The 15,020-nt window shown below is 62.2% G+C and carries 15 protein-coding genes; 14 read left to right on the top strand and 1 reads right to left on the bottom strand.

Going from position 1 to position 15,020, the window contains the following annotated elements:
* Nucleotides 1–44: 44 nt before the first annotated feature.
* Nucleotides 45–968 (top strand): translation elongation factor Ts, encoded by a 924-nt coding sequence (gene tsf, locus AC1DZU_RS23320; RefSeq protein WP_477288734.1) that lies wholly within the window; start codon nucleotides 45–47, stop codon nucleotides 966–968.
* A 31-nt stretch (nucleotides 969–999) separates the two neighbouring features.
* Here the strand turns inward: tsf and AC1DZU_RS23315 are convergent, their stop codons facing one another.
* The gene (locus tag AC1DZU_RS23315; RefSeq protein WP_477288732.1) at nucleotides 1,000–1,920 is read right to left on the bottom strand and encodes a LysR family transcriptional regulator; all 921 of its coding nucleotides are present in this window, start codon (nucleotides 1,918–1,920) and stop codon (nucleotides 1,000–1,002) included.
* Nucleotides 1,921–2,035: 115 nt separating this feature from the next.
* On the opposite strand from AC1DZU_RS23315, the gene AC1DZU_RS23310 reads away from it, so the two are divergent.
* The 13 genes from AC1DZU_RS23310 to lpxB all read left to right on the top strand — a co-directional run bounded on the left by AC1DZU_RS23310 (nucleotide 2,036) and on the right by lpxB (nucleotide 14,993).
* The gene (locus AC1DZU_RS23310) at nucleotides 2,036–2,488 is read left to right on the top strand and encodes a nuclear transport factor 2 family protein (protein ID WP_477288730.1); all 453 of its coding nucleotides are present in this window, start codon (nucleotides 2,036–2,038) and stop codon (nucleotides 2,486–2,488) included.
* A 99-nt stretch (nucleotides 2,489–2,587) separates the two neighbouring features.
* Nucleotides 2,588–3,682 carry an aldo/keto reductase gene (locus AC1DZU_RS23305; RefSeq protein WP_477288728.1) on the top strand — a complete coding sequence of 365 codons (1,095 nt, stop codon included), beginning with the start codon at nucleotides 2,588–2,590 and terminating at the stop codon, nucleotides 3,680–3,682.
* A gap of 10 nt (nucleotides 3,683–3,692) precedes the next feature.
* Nucleotides 3,693–4,415 (top strand): UMP kinase, encoded by a 723-nt coding sequence (gene pyrH, locus AC1DZU_RS23300; protein WP_352540565.1) that lies wholly within the window; start codon nucleotides 3,693–3,695, stop codon nucleotides 4,413–4,415.
* 110 nt (nucleotides 4,416–4,525) lie between these two features.
* Nucleotides 4,526–5,080, top strand: a complete 555-nt coding sequence (frr, locus tag AC1DZU_RS23295; protein WP_477288726.1) for a ribosome recycling factor — start codon at nucleotides 4,526–4,528, stop codon at nucleotides 5,078–5,080.
* Nucleotides 5,081–5,114: 34 nt separating this feature from the next.
* Nucleotides 5,115–5,849, top strand: a complete 735-nt coding sequence (locus tag AC1DZU_RS23290) for an isoprenyl transferase (RefSeq protein WP_477288724.1) — start codon at nucleotides 5,115–5,117, stop codon at nucleotides 5,847–5,849.
* The gene (locus AC1DZU_RS23285) at nucleotides 5,846–6,661 is read left to right on the top strand and encodes a phosphatidate cytidylyltransferase (protein ID WP_477288722.1); all 816 of its coding nucleotides are present in this window, start codon (nucleotides 5,846–5,848) and stop codon (nucleotides 6,659–6,661) included. Before AC1DZU_RS23290 ends, AC1DZU_RS23285 begins: the two co-directional genes overlap by 4 nt.
* Before the next feature lie 104 nt (nucleotides 6,662–6,765).
* Entirely contained in the window at nucleotides 6,766–7,908 is a 1,143-nt protein-coding gene (rseP, locus tag AC1DZU_RS23280; RefSeq protein ID WP_184874160.1) for an RIP metalloprotease RseP, read from the top strand.
* A 217-nt stretch (nucleotides 7,909–8,125) separates the two neighbouring features.
* Complete coding sequence (bamA, locus tag AC1DZU_RS23275; protein ID WP_477288720.1) at nucleotides 8,126–10,495, top strand: outer membrane protein assembly factor BamA; 2,370 nt, start codon at nucleotides 8,126–8,128, stop codon at nucleotides 10,493–10,495.
* A gap of 75 nt (nucleotides 10,496–10,570) precedes the next feature.
* Nucleotides 10,571–11,629 (top strand): UDP-3-O-(3-hydroxymyristoyl)glucosamine N-acyltransferase, encoded by a 1,059-nt coding sequence (gene lpxD, locus AC1DZU_RS23270; protein ID WP_477288718.1) that lies wholly within the window; start codon nucleotides 10,571–10,573, stop codon nucleotides 11,627–11,629.
* A complete protein-coding gene (fabZ, locus tag AC1DZU_RS23265) occupies nucleotides 11,622–12,089 on the top strand; it encodes a 3-hydroxyacyl-ACP dehydratase FabZ (protein WP_095081436.1) in 468 nt (155 codons plus the stop codon). The genes lpxD and fabZ overlap by 8 nt, the downstream gene beginning before the upstream one ends.
* Before the next feature lie 13 nt (nucleotides 12,090–12,102).
* Complete coding sequence (gene lpxA / locus AC1DZU_RS23260) at nucleotides 12,103–12,936, top strand: acyl-ACP--UDP-N-acetylglucosamine O-acyltransferase (protein ID WP_477288715.1); 834 nt, start codon at nucleotides 12,103–12,105, stop codon at nucleotides 12,934–12,936.
* Nucleotides 12,923–13,825, top strand: a complete 903-nt coding sequence (locus AC1DZU_RS23255) for an LpxI family protein (RefSeq protein WP_477288713.1) — start codon at nucleotides 12,923–12,925, stop codon at nucleotides 13,823–13,825. Before lpxA ends, AC1DZU_RS23255 begins: the two co-directional genes overlap by 14 nt.
* Nucleotides 13,818–14,993, top strand: coding sequence for a lipid-A-disaccharide synthase (gene lpxB / locus AC1DZU_RS23250; protein WP_477288711.1), 1,176 nt, complete (start codon nucleotides 13,818–13,820; stop codon nucleotides 14,991–14,993). Before AC1DZU_RS23255 ends, lpxB begins: the two co-directional genes overlap by 8 nt.
* Nucleotides 14,994–15,020 lie beyond the last annotated feature (27 nt).

Below are 15,020 nucleotides of genomic sequence, written 5' to 3'. Positions count from 1 at the left end.
GAGGTTCGATGGTGCGTCGGTGCATTTAAAACAAAGAGGCGATAATGAGCATTTCGGCTGCACAGGTCAAAGAACTCCGCGACTTGACCGGCGCGGGCATGATGGATTGCAAGGCGGCGTTGAACGAGACCAACGGCAACATGGAAGAAGCCGTTGACTGGCTGCGCAAGAAGGGCATCTCCAAGGCTGACAAGAAGGCCGGCCGCACCGCTGCCGAGGGCCTGATCGGCGTCGATTCCGGCCCACGCGAAGCGGCTGTCGTCGAAGTCAATTCCGAAACCGACTTCGTTGCTCGCAACGCCGCGTTCCAAGAGATCGTTGCCAATGTGGCCAAGGTCGCGCTCGCTTATGGCGGCAAGACCGAGGCGGTTGCCGCGGCCAAGTATCCGGGTTCGGACAAGTCTGTCACCGACGCCATCAAGGACGCCGTCGGCACCATCGGCGAGAACCTGGGCTTCCGCCGTTCGGCCAAGCTGACCGTTCCGCACGGCGCAGTCGCCACCTACGTCCACAACGCGGTTGCCGATGGTCTTGGCAAGCTCGGCGTGCTGGTCGCCATCGAGACCACGGGCAACGAGCATGCCGCCAATGCCTTTGCGCGTCAGGTCGCCATGCATGTTGCCGCCACCAGCCCGATGGCGCTGACCACCGAAGAACTCGATCCGGCGGCAATCGAGCGCGAGAAGGCGATCTTCTCCGACCAGGCGCGCCAGTCGGGCAAGCCGGAAGCGATCATCGAGAAGATGGTCGAGGGCCGTCTGCGCAAGTTCTACGAGGAAGTCGTGCTTCTGAAGCAGGCCTTCGTGCTCAATCCCGACATCACTGTCGAGAAAGCGCTGAAGGATGCCGAGAAGGACATCGGCGCGCCGGCCAAGATCACCGCTTATCTGCGCTTTGCGCTGGGCGAAGGCATCGAGAAGGAAGAGACCGATTTCGCGGCGGAAGTCGCTGCGGCGGTCAAGAAGTAAGCTGCCGCGGCAGCTATCCTTCCGACGAGATTTATCGGCCGGGTGTCCGCAGGGATGCCCGGCCGATTTCTTGTGCGGTGTCGATGAAGGTCCTGAGCTTCGGCGCCATCGACGCCCGACGCGGAAAATAAAGAAACAGTCCCGGCTCATCGATCGCGGCTTCGGGCAGGATTTCGACCAACCGGCCGGCCTGGATGTCGGCTCGGACCAGTGGCTCGAACAGATAGGCCAGCCCGATGCCGGCCAGCGCCATGTCGCGTGCCGACAGCGGATCGGTGACGACGACGCTGCCACGCGTTTCGACGCTGATATCCTTGCCCTGGTCGGAGAGATCCCAGCGGTAGAGCGCGCGCGATCGCAACAGCCGATAGCCGATGCAGTTGTGGTTGGAGAGGGCAGCCAGCGTTCGCGGTTTTCCGTGGCGGCCGACATAGGCGGGTGAGGCGACGATGACCGTTCGGAACGGCTCGGTCAGCCGCACCGTCACCATATCCTCGGCAATCATCTCGCCCAGCCTTATGCCTGCGTCGAAGCCTTCGCCGACAATATCGCTCAGGCGCTCATCGGTGAACACTTCCACAGTCACCTCGGGATAGCGCTCGGCCATTGCCGACAGGATGGGCATCAGGGCGAGCGGCAGCGCCAGGCGCGGCACGTTGATCTTGAGCAGCCCGCTCGCCCTGCCTTTCACCGAGCGAATGCGCTCGATCCTGTCGGCGATGTCTTCCAATGCCGGTTCCGCCGCCGCGACAAGCGCCTCGCCAGCTTCGGTCAAAGCAACGCTGCGCGTGGTGCGGGCAAACAGCGGCTGGCCGATCCGCTCTTCGACAAGGCGTACCGCGTGGCTGACCGCCGAGGGGCTCATGCCGAGCTCCGCGGCGGCCGAGGCAAAGCCGCCGCGCCGCGCCACGGCGACGATGACAGGAAGATGGCTGAGCAGGTCGCGATCCATTCATGCATGATATCGCATAGTCTTTGCAGATAATGCAATCTTATCGACGCCGGCGCGCTGGCTCACATTGTCGCCAACAGATCGGCGGCGGGCCGATGCGCAAAGGAGAAGAGATATGAATGCATTGAAGTACGCTACCTTCGCGGCGGGTACTGCGCTGGCGCCTGTCGATGCCGGCGGCGCCGAACCATCCCGCGAAATGGCGCTCGCCGATGAGCGCGCCGTTATCCGCATCGCCGATGCCATCGATCGCGCCGTCGATGCCCAGGATTGGCGGCTGGCCCGCAGCTACTTCGCCGACCGCGTCACCGTCGACTTCAGCAGCCTGAGCGGACAGCCGTCGGCCACCATCGCCTCGGACGACCTGATCGGAACCTGGGCAGCGAACCTCAGGGGCAGCAAGACCAGCCTGCATCTGCGCACCAACCACCAGGTCGCCATCGACGCCAACGCCGCGACCGTCTCCTCCAACGGCTATGCCTGGAATCGGATGGAGGGCAATGGCGATCCGCTCTGGGAAGTCTGGGGCACCTACGAACACCAACTCGTTCGGGCGCCGGCTGGATAGTGGACGGCTTCACATTCCGCATGACGCATGAACGCGGCAATCCGTGGGTCAAGACGACCCCCGGACAGGATCGGCATTGAACAGGATCGGAACGACATCATGACCATGTCCTACTACACCCTTGGCAACAGCGGACTGCGAGTCACCCGGCTGGCACTTGGGACCATGACCTTCGGCACCGAATGGGGCTGGGGTGCCGACAAGGAGACGGCTCGCGCCCTGGTCGATGCCTATGTCGAGGCAGGTGGGAATTTCTTCGACACCGCCGACGCCTATACCGGCGGCACCTCCGAAACTTGGCTAGGCGAATTCATCGCCGAGCGCGGTCTGCGCGACAAGGCGGTGATCAGCACCAAATTCAGCATGAATCTGGAGCAGGGCAATCCGAATGCCGGCGGTAATGGCCGCAAGAACATCATCCGCGCCGTCGAAAGCTCGCTGAAGCGGCTCGGTACCGACTATATCGATCTCTATATCCTGCATGCCTGGGACAGGCTGACGTCGCCGGAAGAGGTGATGCGGACGCTTGACGATCTGGTGCGCGCCGGAAAGATCCGCCACGTCGGCCTCTCCGACGTCCCCGCCTGGTACGCAAGCAGGGCGCAATCCGTCGCCGAGCAACGCGGCTATGAACCGGTTTCGGCACTGCAGCTCGAATATTCGCTGGCCGAGCGCAACATCGAGCATGAATTCGTGCCGTTCGGCACGCGCTACGGCGCCGGCATCATGGTCTGGAGCCCCCTGGCAAGCGGCCTGCTGAGTGGCAAATATCGTTCGGATACAGCCAGCAAGGCTGGCGGCAGGCTGGAGATCATGCGCGGTTCGAGCAATCCGGGCTTCCAGAAATTCACCGACCGCAACTGGGCAATCGTTTCCGAACTGGAAAAGGTTGCCGGCGAACTTGGCCGCGGAATGGCCCAAATCGCCTTGAACTGGGCGGCGACAAGGGCCGGTGTCGCCTCGGTGATCATCGGTGCGACCAAGCTGGATCAGCTCAAGGACAATCTCGCCGCGCTCGATTTCGAGATTCCGCGGGAACTTCTGGCACGGCTCGACGCGGTCAGTCGGCCAGTCACGCCATTCCCCCGCGTGACATCGCGGCGCCCTTCGTGTATCGGAACACGGCATCGCGCCATGTTTTGGGGCGGCGCCTGCGCGAGGGTGGCCACCCAAAACGCGTCACATGCAAATTGACGAGGACCAGATGACGGTGAAGCCTCTCTACCGACGTGTCTTGTTGAAAGCGTCGGGCGAAGCGTTGATGGGCGAACAGCATTTCGGCATCGACGTTTCGGTGGTGGACCGCATCGCCGCCGACATCGCCGAAGCCCGCGCGCTGGGTATCGAGGTTGGCGTGGTCATCGGCGGCGGCAACATCTTTCGCGGCGTGGCCGTTGCCTCCAAGGGCGGTGACCGCGTCACCGGCGACCACATGGGCATGCTTGCCACGGTCATCAATTCGCTGGCGCTGCGCACGTCATTGAACAAGATCGGTGTCGACGCCGTGGTGCTCTCCGCGATCGCCATGCCCGAACTCTGCGAGAGTTTTTCACAGCGCCAGGCAACCGCCTACATGAATCAGGGCAAGGTGGTGATCTTTGCCGGCGGCACCGGCAATCCGTTCTTCACCACTGATTCGGCGGCTGCACTTCGCGCGGCTGAAATCGGTGCCGACGCGCTGTTCAAGGGCACTCAGGTCGACGGTGTCTACTCGGCCGACCCGAAGAAGGACCCGGATGCGACGCGTTTCGAGCGCATCAGCCATGACGAAGTCATAAAACGCGGCCTCTCCATCATGGATACGGCTGCGATTGCACTTGCGCGCGAAAACAACATTCCGATAATCGTCTATTCGATCCACGAAAAAGGTGGGTTTGGCGATATTCTAAGGGGCGGCGGCCGCTGCACGGTCGTCGCGGACGATTGATCCGGGGGCCTGGTCCCGAAAAGGGGATGCCGGTTTTCGAAAATCAGGCTCGAACACAGGGCCTTGCCCCGAAGCAGTGAACCCGCGCTAGACGGGTCGAGGAGATTAAGATGAGTGGTGAGTACGACGATCTCAAGCGGCGCATGGACGGGGCTATCGCCGCGTTCAAACATGACCTGGCTTCGCTGCGGACGGGTCGCGCCTCCAGCAATCTGCTCGACGCGATCCAGGTGCATGCCTATGGCACGACCATGCCGATCAACCAGGTCGCCAACGTCTCGGTGCCGGAGCCGCGCATGATTTCGGTGTCGGTCTGGGACAAGTCGATGGTCGGCGCAGTCGACCGCGCCATTCGCGAATCCAATCTGGGCTTCAACCCGATCGTCGACGGCACCAATCTCAGGATTCCGCTGCCCGAGCTCAACGAACAGCGCCGCAGGGAACTGGTCAAGATCTCTCATGGCTACGCCGAAAACGCCCGCGTCGCCGCCCGCCACGTGCGCCGCGATGGCATGGACTTCCTGAAGAAGGCGGAAAAGGACGGCGACATCAGCGAGGACGACCAGCGCAAGCGTTCCGACCAGGTCCAGAAACTTACCGACGAAACGATCAGCACCATCGACCACCTGCTTTCCGATAAGGAAGCTGAAATCATGCAGGTTTAGGGTTTTGGCCATCGGCTGACCCGAAAGCGAGAACATGGCAACGCCCGCGCATGTCGCGATCATCATGGACGGAAACGGACGCTGGGCCAAGGCGCGCGGGCTGCCTCGTCTTGCTGGCCATCGTGCCGGCGTCGAGGCGCTGCGCAAGACGGTGCGCGCCGCACCTGGGCTCGGCATCTCGTTCCTGACTGTCTATGCCTTCTCGTCGGAGAACTGGTCGCGGCCGAAGTCCGAGGTCAGCGACCTGATGGGCCTGCTGAAACTGTTCATCCGCCGTGATCTCGCCGATTTGCACCAGAGCGGTGTGCGGGTCAGAATCATCGGCGACAGGGCAGGGCTGCAATCCGACATCAGGGGGCTGCTCGACGAGGCCGAATCGCTGACCGCCGCAAATGAAGCGCTGACGCTGGTGATCGCCTTCAACTATGGCGGACGCGACGAGATCGTGCGCACGGCGCGCAAGCTTGCCGCGGCCGTGGCCCGTGGCGAACTCGACAGCGAGGCGATATCAGCCGAAAGCTTTGCCGGCGCTCTCGACACGCAAGGCATTCCAGACCCGGAACTGGTGATCCGCACCAGTGGTGAACTGCGGCTGTCGAACTTCCTTCTGTGGCAGGCTGCCTATAGCGAGCTCGTCTTCCTGCCTTGCTACTGGCCCGACTTCAGCCGCGAGCATCTTGCCGAGGCCTTGCGCGAATTTGCCAGCCGCGAACGCCGTTTCGGCGGACTTGGCGCGCAGGACGTTGCCTCGCGACCGGCCGCAGGATGAGCAATCTCCAGCTTCGCGTCATTTCGGCAGTCGTGCTTGCCATCATCACCCTTAGCTTGACCTGGTTTGGGGGGCTGCCGTTCCGGTTGTTGTGTGCGGTGATGGCGGCGGTGATCTTCTATGAATGGACACGCATGTCGCGCCCAGCGGAGGCCACGGGCCTGGGTTTCCTGCCTGAAGCGCTGCTGGTTGTTTTGATTGGCGCCCTGATTGCCGGCCTTGCTGCATCGTGGCTGCTGGCGCTTGTCGTGGTCGTGGTTGCCGCAGCGGCGATTGCCGTCTCGGTTCGCAAGACCGGGCAATGGGACGCGGCCGGTCTTGCCTATGCCAGCGTTTCCGGCCTGTCGCTTGCGCTGTTGCGCGATGGTGACCGTTCAGGCCTCGTCGCCATCCTGTTCCTGTTCGCGGTCGTCTGGGCCACCGATATCTTTGCCTATTTCGTTGGCCGCACGGTCGGCGGCCCAAAACTGGCGCCGTCGATCTCTCCCGGCAAGACACGCAGCGGCGCGCTCGGCGGCGCTGTCGGCGGTGTTGTGGCCGGGCTCATCCTGGCCGCGGTTGCCGGCGTCGGCAATCTGGCGTTGCTCGGCCTGGTGGCGCTCGTGCTGTCTATTGTCGCCCAGGCTGGCGACCTGTTTGAATCTTGGATCAAGCGCCGCCACGGTTGCAAGGATTCGGGTGCGCTCATCCCCGGCCACGGCGGCGTCATGGACCGTGTCGACGGGCTTGTCGCGGCGGCTTTCGCCCTATACGTCATCGGCTGGATTTCGGCGACCGCCGATCATCCGGCGCAAGGGCTGTTTCCGGTTTGAGTGGGGTCATTTCAGGGTCCGATGCGCGCCGCGCCTTGGATTCGCCTGGATTGATGCCACAGTCACGGCGCTATCCGCGCCGCGGAAGAATTTGAGGGTTTATCTTGAACGAGATTCTTCACGCGCTTTTCAGCACACAAGGCTTCGTCCTTGGCACGCTCGTGCCGTTCCTCTTTGTGCTGACCGTGGTCGTGTTCGTCCATGAAATGGGCCACTACCTCATCGGGCGCTGGTGTGGCATCGGGGTCAAGGCCTTCTCGATCGGCTTCGGCCCGGAACTTTTCGGCTTCAACGACAGCCACGGCACGCGCTGGAAACTGTGCGCGATACCGCTTGGCGGGTATGTCAAATTCGTCGGCGATATGAACGCGACATCGAGTCAGCCGACTTCGGAAGAGATCGAGACGCTGACCGAGGAGGAGCGCAAGGTCGCTTTTCACACGCAGCCGATCTGGAAGCGCGCGGCGACGGTAGTCGCCGGGCCGCTGTTCAATTTCCTGCTGACGATCGTCGTCTTTACCGTGTTGTTTTCCGCCTATGGCCGTTATGTCGCGGAGCCGATGGTCGCAGAGGTGACGGCTGACAGCCCGGCTGCGAAAGCCGGCATCCTGCCCGGTGACCGATTCGTCAGTGTCGACGGCAGCAAGGTCGAAACCTTTGGTGACGTCCAGCGCCTGGTTTCCGGCCGTGCCGGCGACGCCATCACCTTCGTCATGCTGCGCGACGGCAAGGAGGTCACGGTGACCGCGGCGCCGCGGCTGATGGAACAGGAAGACGCGCTCGGTAACAAGGTCAAGGTCGCCGTGATCGGCGTCGTCAACAACAAGGAACTCGGCCAGCCTCGCCTCGTCACCTACACGCCCGTCGGGGCAGTTGCAGCGGCGGTCGAGGAGACTGGGCATGTCATTCAGCGCACCGGTCAGTTCCTGCAGCGTTTCGTTGTCGGGCGCGAGGATAAGTGTCAGCTGGGCGGCCCGGTGAAGATCGCCGACATGGCCGGCAAGGCAGCGAAACTGGGGTTCGAATGGCTCGTGCAACTGATTGCACTGCTGTCTGTCGGCATCGGGTTTCTGAACCTTTTGCCGATTCCCCCCCTCGACGGCGGCCATCTCTTGTTCTACGGGGTGGAGGCCGTCATTCGCCGTCCGGTGTCGGATCGGATGATGGAAATGGCCTATCGGGCCGGGTTGCTTCTGGTGCTGTGCTTCATGGGTTTCGTTTTCTGGAACGATCTGTTTGGATGCTGAAATCATGAAGAAATTTGGCTTTGGCATGGGCGATGTTGAGACGCCGTTTACCATGCCTGGGGATATGAGTGACGCGAAAGCCACGCCGCGAGGTTAAGTAAATTCAAATTAACCAGAAGCCTTGCGTGTAGGGGAAATCCGGTTAATACGGTAAGAGAAATTACCGCACGTCCGGTTTTCTCGCCGTGGGGACTACGAGAAAAGGTTATTAAGCCCGATGAAGGCAGCATCCAAGTTTCTAAGCGCCGCGTCCGCGGTGACCCTGTCTGCGGCTCTTGTCGTGCCAGGCGCGCTCGCAGTGCAGTTCGTTGCCACATCGGCGGCCGAAGCCGCTGTCGTCAGCAGAGTCGAAGTGAGCGGCAACCAGCGTATCGACGCTGAAACCATCCGCAATTACATCACTATCAAGCCGGGCAAAGCCTTCTCCAGCTCCGATATCGACAGTGCGGTCAAGGCGCTGTTCGGCACCGGCCTGTTCTCGGATGTGCAGATCAACCAGGTCGGCTCGACGCTGGTGGTCAAGGTCTCCGAATACCAAGTCGTGAACCAGGTGCTGTTCCAGAACAACAAGAAGCTCAAGGATAATGCGCTGGCGATGGCGGTGCAGCTGAAGCCGCGCGGAACGTTTTCGCAGGCGACGCTCGATTCCGACGTCGAGGCGGTCAAGGCTGCCTACAGGCGCATCGGTCGCGACGACGTGACCGTGACGACGCAGGTCATGCAGCTTGGCGACAATCGCGTGAACGTCGTCTTCAACATCAGTGAAGGCGATCGCACTCAGATCGCGGCGATCAATTTTGTCGGCAACAGCGCCTATTCCAGCCGCCGCCTGTCGGATGTGATCAATACCAAGCGTTCGTCCTGGGTTTCCTTCATCCTGCGCGACGACGTCTATGACGACGACAAGTTGCGCGCCGACCAGGAGCTGCTGCGCCGCTTCTACTACAATCACGGCTATGCCGATTTCCAGGTCGTGTCCGCTGTCGGCGAACTCGACAGCGCGACGAACAAGTACACGGTCACCATCACCGTCCAGGAGGGCGACCGCTACACGTTCGGTGATGTCAGCGTCGAAAGCACGATCCCGGAAGTCGATTCGAAGTCGCTGGAATCGGTGGTCGAGACACGCAAGGGCGACGTCTACAACGCCAAGGACGTCGAAGACACCATCATCGCTCTGACCGAGAAGGTGGCCGGTTCCGGCTATGCCTTTGCGCAGGTGACGCCGCGCGGCGACCGCAATTTCGAGAACCACACCATTTCGGTGGTCTACACCATCGACCAGGGCACCAAAGCCTATATCGAACGCATCGAGATCCGCGGCAACGACCGCACGCGTGATTATGTCATTCGGCGCGAGTTCGATGTCAGCGAAGGTGACGCCTTCAATCAAGTTCTCATCCAGCGCGCGAAGAAGCGCCTGGAAAACCTTAATTACTTTGAAAAAGTCGATATCTCGACCGTTCCAGGTTCGCAGCCCGACCAAGTCGTGCTGGTGGTTGACGTTGTCGAAAAATCGACCGGCGAATTCTCGGTCGGCGCCGGCTACTCGACCGGTGGCGACACGGCGGGTCCGTCCGTCGAAGGATCGATCACCGAGCGCAACTTCCTCGGACGCGGCCAGTTCATCAAGCTGTCGGCAGGCGGCGGCAAGAATTCGCGCGACTACAGCCTGTCCTTCACCGAACCCTATTTCCTCGGACGGCGCATCGCCGCCGGCTTCGATATCTTCCAACAGACCCGGAATTACGATCACTACGATAGCGAGACCACGGGTGCGACGGTGCGCTTCGGCCTGCCGATCACCAACAGCATCTCGACGCAGTTGGCGTACAACATCGCCCGGGAAAAGTACGAGTACGACTCTGGTTGCGATGACAATGGAGACGGCGTGCTGGGCGACTGCGATGTTTCGCAGGCGATCGTTCAAGGTATCAACGAAAGCCCCTGGATCAAGTCGTCGGTCAGCCTGGGGCTGGTCTACAACACCATCGATGACATGAAGAACCCGCACGAAGGCATCTATGCGACCACGACGGCCGAATTTGCCGGCCTCGGCGGCGATGCCAAGTACGTGAAGCTGACTGGGCGCGGCAGCATCTATCAGACGCTTTCAGAGCAGTTCGATCTGGTTGGCCTCCTTTCGGCTGGCGCAGGTCATGTCGAGGGTTACGGCGGCGACGGCGGTTTGCGTATCTTCGATCAGTTCCAGAGCACCGACCGCATGATCCGTGGTTTCGAATATGGCGGCATTGGCCCGGTGGACAGTGCTACGGGTGACCATCTCGGTGGCACGACGTATTTCAACGCCTCGGCCGAAGCCCAGTTCCCGCTGCCGGTCATTCCGGAGAGCTTCGGGCTGCGCGGCGCCGTGTTCGCGGACGCAGCAACGCTCTATGGCACCAAGATCGAGAATGCGGCTGTCACCCAGACCTCGACTGACCTGAAGCTGCGCGCCTCGGTCGGCCTCGGCTTGATGTGGGCGTCGCCGTTCGGTCCGATCCGTATCGACTATGCGATTCCGGTCAAGAAGGAAGCTACCGACAACGTGCAGGAATTTAACTTCGGCATATCGACCCGCTTCTGATCGGCGGCCAACGATGCTCCCGGATTTTTCAGGTCCGGGAGAAATGTTCCGACCTAGCTGGATATAGCTTCTGGAATGACCGATCCGGTGTTCTTCGCGCCATCACGCCGGTATACGGCGGGCGAAGTCGCGAATCTGACCGGCTCGGTGCTTGTCGATTCCGGCCAATCCCATATCTCGATCGAAGCGCTCGCGCCGGCAAATGAGGGCGGCGAGAACGCGCTTGTTTTCGTCGACGGCAAACGCAATTCCGCGCTGATGCTGTCGCTGCGAGCGGCTGCGGTCCTGTGTCCGGCGGAATTCGCGAGCAAGGCGCCGGCCGGCATTGCGGTTCTCGTTCATCCGCGTCCGCAACAGGCCTTCGCGCTGGTCGGCCGTCTGCTCTTCCCGACGGCCGCGACACCGGGACCAATGACCAGTGAAACTGGTGTCTCGCCGCATGCTCATATCGATCCGACCGCGCATGTCGAGGCAGGTGCTGTCATCGAGGCAGGTGCCGTCATCGGGCCGGGTGCTTCGATCGGCGGCGGCACCGTCATCGCGCCCAACGCGGTCATCGGACAATCCTGCCAGATCGGCCGCGACGGCTACGTCGGTCCAGGCGCCAGTATCCAGTATGCCTTGATCGGAAACCGCGTCATCATCCATGGCGGCGCTAGGATCGGCCAGGATGGTTTTGGCTTCGTCGGCGGCGCTAAGGGACCCGAACGCGTGCCGCAGGTCGGCCGTGTCGTTATCCAGGACGATGTCGAGATCGGCTCCAACACCACCGTCGATCGCGGCGCCATGTCCGATACGATCATCGGCCAGGGCACCAAGATCGACAATCTCGTGCAGATCGCCCATAACGTCCGCATCGGCCGCAATTGCATAATAGCCGGGCTTTCGGGTATTTCGGGTTCCGTGGTCGTCGGTGACAATGTCACCATGGGCGGCGGCGTCGGACTTGCGGATCACCTGACCATCGGGTCTGGGGCCAAGCTCGCCGCCAGAAGTGGGTTTATGAGCAATGTCCCTGCAGGCGAGATCTGGGGTGGTTATCCGGCACAGCCGATGGCGGAAGCCATGCGGGAGATAGCCATGCTGCGCAAGCTCGCCAGGACCCGCAAACAGGGCGAGGGAGGCAATGGCTGATATGATCGCTTCGACGACGCTGGAAGCGGTCGACATTATGGGGCTCATGAAGCTCCTGCCGCACCGCTATCCGTTCCTGATGATCGATCGCATCGTCGACATCGATGGCGACGAGTCCGCCGTCGGCATCAAGAACGTGACCATAAACGAGCCGCATTTTCAGGGCCATTTCCCCGAGCAGCCGGTGATGCCGGGAGTGCTCATCGTAGAGGCGATGGCGCAGACGGCCGGCGCCATCTGCATCCGCAGCCTGCGCACTGAAAAGCCGTCATTGGTCTATTTCCTGACCATCGACAATGCCAAATTCCGCAAACCGGTCGTTCCCGGCGACCAGTTGAGGATCCATGTCAAGAAAATCAAGAAACGCGGCAACCTGCTGAAATTCGCTTGTGAAGCCATGGTCGACGGCGCCAAGGCGGCCGAGGCCGAGATTTCAGCCATGATGGTCACCAGCGACTGACGATCGAATGCTTATGAAAATCAAGACATCCATTCATGCTTCCGCTGTCGTGGAGGAGGGCGCCCAAATCGGTCAAGGCGTGCGCATTGGGCCGTTTTGTCATGTCGGCGCCGATGCGGTGATCGGCGACGGCGTCGAACTGGTCAGCCATGTCTCGGTGATGGGCGCGACCACCATCGGTGCCTCGACCAAGGTCTACCCGATGGCGATACTGGGCGGGCCGCCGCAGAACACCAAGCACAAGGGCGGCCGCACCACTTTGGTCATCGGCACGAACTGCACGATCCGCGAAGGCGTGACCATGCATCTCGGCACCGATTCCAGCCGCGGCGAGACGACGATCGGCGACAATGGCAATTTCCTTGCCTACGCCCACATCGCCCATGATTGCATCGTCGGCGACAATGCGACGTTCGCCAACGGAGCGACGCTGGGCGGGCACTGCGAGGTCGGCAACAACGTCTATATTGGCGGCCTGACGGCGGTTCATCAGTTTGTCCGTGTCGGCGACAATGCCTTTCTGGGCGGCTGCTCCGCGATCGTGGGCGATGTCATTCCCTATGCTATCGCAGTTGGTAACCGCGCCAGTCTGCGCGGCCTCAACATCATTGGCCTGAAGCGTTCCGGCCTGCCGAGGTCCGAAATCCATGTGCTGCGCAAGGCTTACAAGATGATCTTCGATCGCTCTCGCACCGTTGGCGAGAACATCGAATTCGCCAAGGCCGAATTCGCGTCGTCGCCGACCGCCATGAAGATCGTCGATTTCATCACCAGTCGCGGCAAGCGGCATTATGCGGTGCCGTCGCTCAAGGGCGGCGATGGCGACGATGTCGATGACGAAGGCTGAGACCGCGGCAGCGGGTCTCGATCTCCCGTCGGGCGCTAGGGTCGGAATCATCGCCGGCGGCGGCAGCCTGCCGGTCGAAGTCGCGGCCGGTTCGGCGCAACGAGGCTATCCTCCCTTTGTCATCCTGATGGAAGGCGAGGTGGATCGCATGGCCGACCTTTCCCGGTATGAGCATGAAAGCCTAGCTCTGGAAGGTATCGGCTCGCTGATACCCTTGTTGAGGCGGCACCGGATTACCCATCTGGTGCTTGCGGGCGAGATCAAGCGCAGGCCACGATTGCTTGCGCTGCGCCCCAGTCTCAGCCTGCTCGCGGTGATCCCGCTGGTGGTCATGGCGCTGGCGCGCGGTGACGATGGCTTGCTGAAGGTCGTGGCACGAGGCCTCGAAGCACGAGGCATAAAGATCGTCGGCGCCCACGAGATCGTGCCAGACCTCGTCGCCGCCGAGGGTGTCCTGACCAAGGCCTCGCCACGCAAATCGGACTGGCTCGACATCGAGGCAGGCCTTGCAGCGGCAAAGGCGATAGGGGCGCTGGATATTGGCCAGGCGGCGATCGCGGTCGGTGGCCGCACCATTGCGCTCGAAGGCATCGAGGGAACAGCCGGACTGCTCGATCGCGCCAAGCTGTTGCGTGGCCACGGCCGTATCGCGGGCAAAACCCGCGGCGTGCTGGTCAAATGCGCGAAGCCTGGCCAGGAACTGCGCGCGGATCTTCCTTCCATCGGACCGCAGACGATCGAGGCGGTGCATGCGGCGGGGCTTGTCGGCATTGCTGTCGAGGCGGGACGTTCGCTGGTTCTCGAAGGCCCTGAAACCGTCGCGCGCGCCAACGCCCTCGGCCTGTTCGTCATCGGTCTGCCTGCTGCTACGGAGCCGCATCATGCCTGACAGGGCATTGAAGATTGCGATTGTTGCCGGCGAAGAGTCGGGCGATCTGCTTGGCGCCGACATCGTACGTTCGCTCAAGCAGGCTACCGGGCGCGAGGTGCAGATCGTCGGTCTCGGCGGCCGCCATTTGCAGGCGCTGGGACTGGTGTCGCCATTCGATGCCGGCGAGATCGCCCTGATGGGTTTCAGCGCCATCCTGCGCGACCTGCCACGCCTGATGCGGCGGATCAACCTGCTGGCCAAAACCGTTGTGGACGACAAGCCCGATTGCCTCGTCACCATCGACAGTCCTGACTTTTCGTTGCGCGTCGCCAGGAAGGTGCGTGCGGCCAATCCGTCGATCCCGATCATCCACTATGTCTGCCCAAGCGTGTGGGCATGGCGGCCGGGCAGGGCGGTGGCCATGAAGCCCTATGTCGACCATATACTCTGCATCCTGCCGTTCGAGGTGAAGGAGCTCGAACGGCTGGGCGGCCCGCCCGGAACCTATGTCGGCCATCGCCTCACACATGATGCGGGCGTGCTCAGCGCCGCGAAGGCGCAGGAGCTGCCGCGAGACCTTGCTTCTTCCGACCGCGTCAAGACGCTGCTCGTCCTGCCCGGTTCGCGGCGCGGGGAGGTGCGACGGCTGCTGGAGCCGTTCGGCGAGACGGTGTCGATGCTGCATGCGCGCGGGCATCGCCTGCGGCTGCTGCTGCCGACCGTCCCGCATGTCGCCGACCTCGTCAGGGCCTCGGTCACACGGTGGGATGAGAAACCCGAGATCATCCTTGATCCCCAACGCAAATGGCAGGCCTTCGGCAAGGCCGATGCGGCGCTGATCGCGTCGGGGACGGTATCGCTGGAGCTGGCGCTGGCCGGTGTACCGATGGTCTCCTGCTACAGGCTCGATCCCGTCGCGCGCGTCGTGGCGCCTTACCTGTTGTCCGTCTGGTCGGCGCTGTTGCCCAACCTGATCGCAGATCGGGCGCTGGTCCCGGAATTCTATAATGAGTACGTCAAGCCGAACAGTCTGACCCGGCAACTGGAAGCGCTGCTCGCCGACAGCGGGATGCGCGCCTGGCAGAAGCAAGGTTTTGCCGAGATTACCCGGCGCATGGCGACCGACAAGCCGTCCGGCGAGATCGCGGCCGGCATCGTGCTTCGTCACATAAAAAAAGCGCCCTGACGGGCGCCTTTCTCAATCCGGAAAGCC

Source organism: Mesorhizobium sp. P2_A12, assembly GCF_056405075.1.
Note: the sequence above shows the minus strand (reverse complement) of the source record. Positions and strands in the feature narration are given on the sequence as shown.

Excerpts from the sequence above, each read along its gene's own strand:
- AC1DZU_RS23255 (WP_477288713.1), top strand. The coding sequence starts at position 12,923 with ATGACGAAGGCTGAGACCGCGGCAGCGGGTCTCGATCTCCCGTCGGGC.
- tsf (WP_477288734.1), top strand. The coding sequence starts at position 45 with ATGAGCATTTCGGCTGCACAGGTCAAAGAACTCCGCGACTTGACCGGC.
- AC1DZU_RS23315 (WP_477288732.1), bottom strand. The coding sequence starts at position 1,920 with ATGGATCGCGACCTGCTCAGCCATCTTCCTGTCATCGTCGCCGTGGCG.
- lpxD (WP_477288718.1), top strand. The coding sequence starts at position 10,571 with ATGACCGATCCGGTGTTCTTCGCGCCATCACGCCGGTATACGGCGGGC.
- frr (WP_477288726.1), top strand. The coding sequence starts at position 4,526 with ATGAGTGGTGAGTACGACGATCTCAAGCGGCGCATGGACGGGGCTATC.
- AC1DZU_RS23305 (WP_477288728.1), top strand. The coding sequence starts at position 2,588 with ATGACCATGTCCTACTACACCCTTGGCAACAGCGGACTGCGAGTCACC.
- AC1DZU_RS23310 (WP_477288730.1), top strand. The coding sequence starts at position 2,036 with ATGAATGCATTGAAGTACGCTACCTTCGCGGCGGGTACTGCGCTGGCG.
- pyrH (WP_352540565.1), top strand. The coding sequence starts at position 3,693 with ATGACGGTGAAGCCTCTCTACCGACGTGTCTTGTTGAAAGCGTCGGGC.
- bamA (WP_477288720.1), top strand. The coding sequence starts at position 8,126 with ATGAAGGCAGCATCCAAGTTTCTAAGCGCCGCGTCCGCGGTGACCCTG.
- lpxB (WP_477288711.1), top strand. The coding sequence starts at position 13,818 with ATGCCTGACAGGGCATTGAAGATTGCGATTGTTGCCGGCGAAGAGTCG.
- AC1DZU_RS23290 (WP_477288724.1), top strand. The coding sequence starts at position 5,115 with ATGGCAACGCCCGCGCATGTCGCGATCATCATGGACGGAAACGGACGC.
- AC1DZU_RS23285 (WP_477288722.1), top strand. The coding sequence starts at position 5,846 with ATGAGCAATCTCCAGCTTCGCGTCATTTCGGCAGTCGTGCTTGCCATC.
- fabZ (WP_095081436.1), top strand. The coding sequence starts at position 11,622 with ATGGCTGATATGATCGCTTCGACGACGCTGGAAGCGGTCGACATTATG.
- lpxA (WP_477288715.1), top strand. The coding sequence starts at position 12,103 with ATGAAAATCAAGACATCCATTCATGCTTCCGCTGTCGTGGAGGAGGGC.